Source organism: Halomonas sp. 707B3 (genome assembly GCF_024158645.1).
Classification (GTDB): Bacteria; Pseudomonadota; Gammaproteobacteria; order Pseudomonadales; family Halomonadaceae; genus Vreelandella; species Vreelandella lionensis.
Window position 1 is genome coordinate 1 of record NZ_JAMZBE010000220.1, and the last position, 4,220, is coordinate 4,220.

Genomic DNA, 4,220 nt, shown 5'->3' on the forward strand with positions numbered 1-4,220 from the left:
ATCGATGCGCCCACCTTCACGGGCAAAGCGCAGGCCATCTTCGAACAGCGCAGCGGTACGGTTGATATGGGTAGGGTAGAACTGGGCCAGCGGGATGGCGCTGTTTTTGGCGACCTGGCGCAGCGGCTCCAGGTGGGAGTCGGCGTCGCCAGTGTGAATGAACACGATGCCTGATTTGCCCGCCAGTAGCCCGGCGGTGCGGGCGTCGGAGGCTAGCCGAGTAAGCTCTTGGGTAGTGGGCTGGGAGCCGCGATGGTCGCTAATCGCCACTTCGCCCACGCCGAGAAATTCCGGAATATAGAGAATGTCGCTGGCCACCGAACCGGTCAGCGTCACCGGCGGTAGCTGATAAGAGCCAGTGTAGGCATAGGTGCTTAGCCCGCCTGCGGCTAGCTCCCGTGCCTTGCCAATCAGGTTGGCGGGGGTGCGGGTGAGGGCATCAGTGCCCAGTGCACCAATCAGCGTGGTCACACCCGAAGCGCAGGCATCGTCTAGGCTGAGTTCGGCGGTGCGGTTGCCAAAGCCGCCTTCACCGCCGCCGCCAATGTAGTGCACCAACGGGTCGACCAGGCCGGGAATCACGCGTCGGCCTTCCAGGTCTACGGTGTGTTTGATAAGCGTACCCAACTGGTACGTCTCGCTGGCATCCAGCACCGCCGCAATGCGCTGGTCGGCAATCAGCAGGTGGCACAACCCGCGAGGTTCAGGGGCAAAGAGCTGGGCGTTTTTTACAAGTGTCAGCATGGGCTTCCCAGGAGAGTAATGGGCAAACGATAAGCGCCGACCTGGGGTCGGCGCTGGTGTTGATATCGTTACGCTATTTAAACAGATCGCTTATAAGCGTACATCGTAGTTGAAGTAACGGTTCATGATTTCATCATAAGTGCCGTTCTCTTTGAGCGCACGCAGAGCCTCGTTAAAGCGCTCGGCGAGCGCTTCATCACGGGGACGAAACGCCATGCCCACGCCTTGGCCAAAGATCTCTTCGGGCTGCTTGATGAAGTCGCTGATGCGTTGGAAATCGCTTTCCGGGGTGTCGATCTCAATGGTGGCTTCGGCGATGGGGTAGTCCATGAAGGTGAGGTCTAGGCGGCCTCCCATCAGGTCGGTGACCACATCGTCCGCGCCGGTATAGCGGCGGATCTCCAACACATCGCCATAAAGCTGAGTGACGTAGTTGTCCTGCAACGTCGCCCGCTGCACGCCGACGGTTAAACCTTCCAGGCTGGCGCGGTCTTCGATATCGATCTCTTTATCGCGGGTGGTGATCCAGGCGCTGGGGGTGGTGTAGTAGGCCTCGGAGAACAGCACGCGCTGGGCGCGCTCGTCGGTGATCGCCATGGAAGACATGATGGCGTCGTAGTTGCGTGCCAATAGGCCTGGAATGATGCCGTCCCAGTCTTGCTCAACCCAGGTGCAGCTGACTTCTAAGTAGTCGCAGGCGGCGTTGCCCAGCTCGATTTCAAAACCGGTGAGCGTGCCGTCGGCCTCGCGGTACATAAACGGTTCGTAGGGAACATCGACCCCCAGACGGACCTCGTCGTAATCCCGCGCCAGTGCGGCAGTGGATACCAATGAGAGTGAAACACCTGCCGCAAGAATAGCGGCCACGGACAGCGTTGCATAACGCATAGTCAGTCTCCTGAAGCGATTATTAGTAGGTATGTGGGTGTTGCGTAATGCCAAGCGCCTGAAAGGGCGGCTACAGCATGGGGTGCGCTAAGCGCAGGAGTGCCGTGCGTCTTTCACGCATGGCAACGTTCACGCGCAGGGGCGTGAGTTGGCATGGGCATGCCAAAAGGAGGGTAGGGCTATTCGTCGAACCATTCGCTCAGGTAGAAACGGGCAATGGTGCCTCGGGTACCTGGGCAGAGCGCATGAAGCGCGGGAGGTAAGATGCGGAGTGAGGGCATGATGGCGTCTCGCTTGCGTGCCTCCCCAGGTGGGGAGGCACACGTAAGCAGCTAGCGCTTACTCTTCCCCGAAGTAACGGGCGTAGATTTCATCGTAAGTGCCGTCTTCCTGAAGCTCAGCAAGGGCTTCATTGAACTGTTCGGCCAGCGCTTCGTCACGCTGACGGAAGGCGATACCGAAACCGTCGCCGAAGTACTCTTTAGGTTCGCTGATGCGCTCGCCTACAACCACGTACTCAGCTTCTTCGCTCTCTAGCAGCGTGGACTGGCCGATCGGGAAGTCGAGGAAGACGATATCCAGACGCTGTGCTTCCATATCCAGCACCATGTCGTCGGCGGTGGAGTAGCGGCTGATTTCAGCGACGCTGCTGAAGTTATCGGTAACGTAGTTATCCTGCAGAGTGCCACGCTGAACGCCGATGGTTTTGCCCGCCAGGGTCTCTTCATTGGCTTCGCTGATACCTAGGCTGCTGGGTGCGAACCAGGCAGACGGCATGGTGATGTAGGGGTCAGAAAACAGCACCTGCTGGCGGCGTTCGTCGTTGATGGTCATGGAGGACATGATCGCATCGTAGTTGCGTGACATCAGGCCAGGAATAATGCCGTCCCACTCCTGCTCGACCCACTCACAGGTAACACCGATGCGCTCGCACAGGGCGTTGCCCAGGTCGATATCGAAACCGGTCAGCTCACCTTCAGCGGTGCGGTACTCCATTGGCTCGTAGGGAACGTCAACGCCAATGCGCACGTTGTCGTAGTCGCGTGCTTGTGCAGAAGATGCTGCGGCAACGGCCAAACCCAGCAGGGAAACAGTCAGCAGTTTTTTCATTTTATACTCCAATAGAAACAGGTTCACCGAAGGTGATCCCCTTTAAGCTACCCCAGGTTGAGGTTGGCGAAAAGGGGGGACCTGCATATAAACCAACGTTTGTTTTACGCTGGACGTGTTGGATTTATTGTAGCTAGGAATTTTGTGGCCGCAGGTGGGCCAGCAATTTTTTCTCCAGGAAGCGGAAAAAATACAAAATCGCAAAGGTTAAGCAGAGATAGATGGCCGCGACAAACAGGAAGGCATCAAACGGCGCATAAAAGCGGGCATACACAAAGCGTGCCGCGCCGGTGAGATCCATTAGCGTGACCACGCTAGCAATCGCGCTGGCGTGCAGCATGAAGATGACTTCATTGCCGTAAGCGGGCAGCGCACGACGAAAGGCGCTGGGCAGAATAATCCGCCGCATCATTAGGTTTTGCGACATGCCGTAGGCTCGCGCTGCTTCGATCTCGCCTTTAGACGTGGCTTTGATCGCCCCACGGAAGATCTCGGTGGTGTAGGCCGCCGTATTGAGCGTAAAGGCGATAAGCGCCGGGTAGAAGGCTTCTCTTAGCACTGGCCACAGGAAGGTTTCCTGGATACCGTCGATGAACACAACGCCGTAGTAGATGATGTAGAGCTGGATCAGCAGCGGCGTGCCGCGAAACACGTAGGTATAGAGGTAGACCGGCAGGCTGATCCACTTATGCTTGGAGCTGCGCATAATGGCCAGCGGAACCGCAAGAATTAACCCGGCCACCAGCGATAGAAACACCAGCTGTGTGGTGGTCACCAAGCCTTCCCAGTAGTAGCCCAGGGTGGTGGGGGTGAAAATCAGGTTGTCTGCCAGCAGATCGTTAAACCATGCAGAGATATCTAACATGTCACTGCCCCCCAAAGCCGGTGTCGTAACGTTTTTGTAGCCGTGCAAAAATCCACTCAGAGACGCTGGCAATTAGAAGGTAAGCCACCGCCACAGGGATTAAAAACACAAAAGGCTCATGGGTAGCGCGGGAGGCTTCAGCGGCAACTCGCACCATATCGGTCAAGCCAATTACTGACACTAGCGCGGTGGTTTTGAGCAGTACCATCCAGTTGTTAGAGAGGCCAGGCAGCGCGTGGCGCATCATCTGGGGAAAGCGGATGCGTCGAAACACTAGCCCATCGCTCATACCATAAGCTTTGCCGGCTTCAATCTGACCGTTGTCCACTGCCATAAACGCGCCGCGGAAGGTTTCGCCCATATAGGCACCAAAGATAAAGCCAATGGTGAGTACACCGGCGGCAAAGGCGTTGAAATTAATATAAATATCAATTTCATAATTGTAATACAGCATGTCGCTGATGGCGTTGACGCCGATCTGGCCGCCAAAGAACAGCAGCATCATCAGGACTAAATCTGGCACTCCACGAATCACCGTGGTGTAAACAGTCGCAGTGCGGCGTAAAAACCAGTTACGCGACATCTTGGCGCTGGCGGTGAGTAGACCAAGAAT

General features: G+C 56.7%; 4 protein-coding genes and 1 pseudogene. All 5 read right to left on the bottom strand.

The window, feature by feature from the left end:
• Window positions 1–744: pseudogene (locus BIS10_RS17700) on the bottom strand (beta-aspartyl-peptidase); the annotation flags it as partial.
• Window positions 745–834: 90 nt separating this feature from the next.
• Window positions 835–1,632: a transporter substrate-binding domain-containing protein gene (locus BIS10_RS17705; RefSeq protein WP_253507303.1), complete on the bottom strand. Its 798-nt coding sequence runs from the start codon at window positions 1,630–1,632 to the stop codon at window positions 835–837.
• 339 nt (window positions 1,633–1,971) lie between these two features.
• Window positions 1,972–2,742 carry a transporter substrate-binding domain-containing protein gene (locus tag BIS10_RS17710; protein WP_083025767.1) on the bottom strand — a complete coding sequence of 257 codons (771 nt, stop codon included), beginning with the start codon at window positions 2,740–2,742 and terminating at the stop codon, window positions 1,972–1,974.
• 133 nt (window positions 2,743–2,875) lie between these two features.
• The gene (locus tag BIS10_RS17715; protein ID WP_253507306.1) at window positions 2,876–3,607 is read right to left on the bottom strand and encodes an ABC transporter permease; all 732 of its coding nucleotides are present in this window, start codon (window positions 3,605–3,607) and stop codon (window positions 2,876–2,878) included.
• 1 nt (window position 3,608) lies between these two features.
• The coding region (locus BIS10_RS17720) for an ABC transporter permease (protein ID WP_253507309.1) at window positions 3,609–4,220 on the bottom strand (612 nt) is incomplete at its 5' end.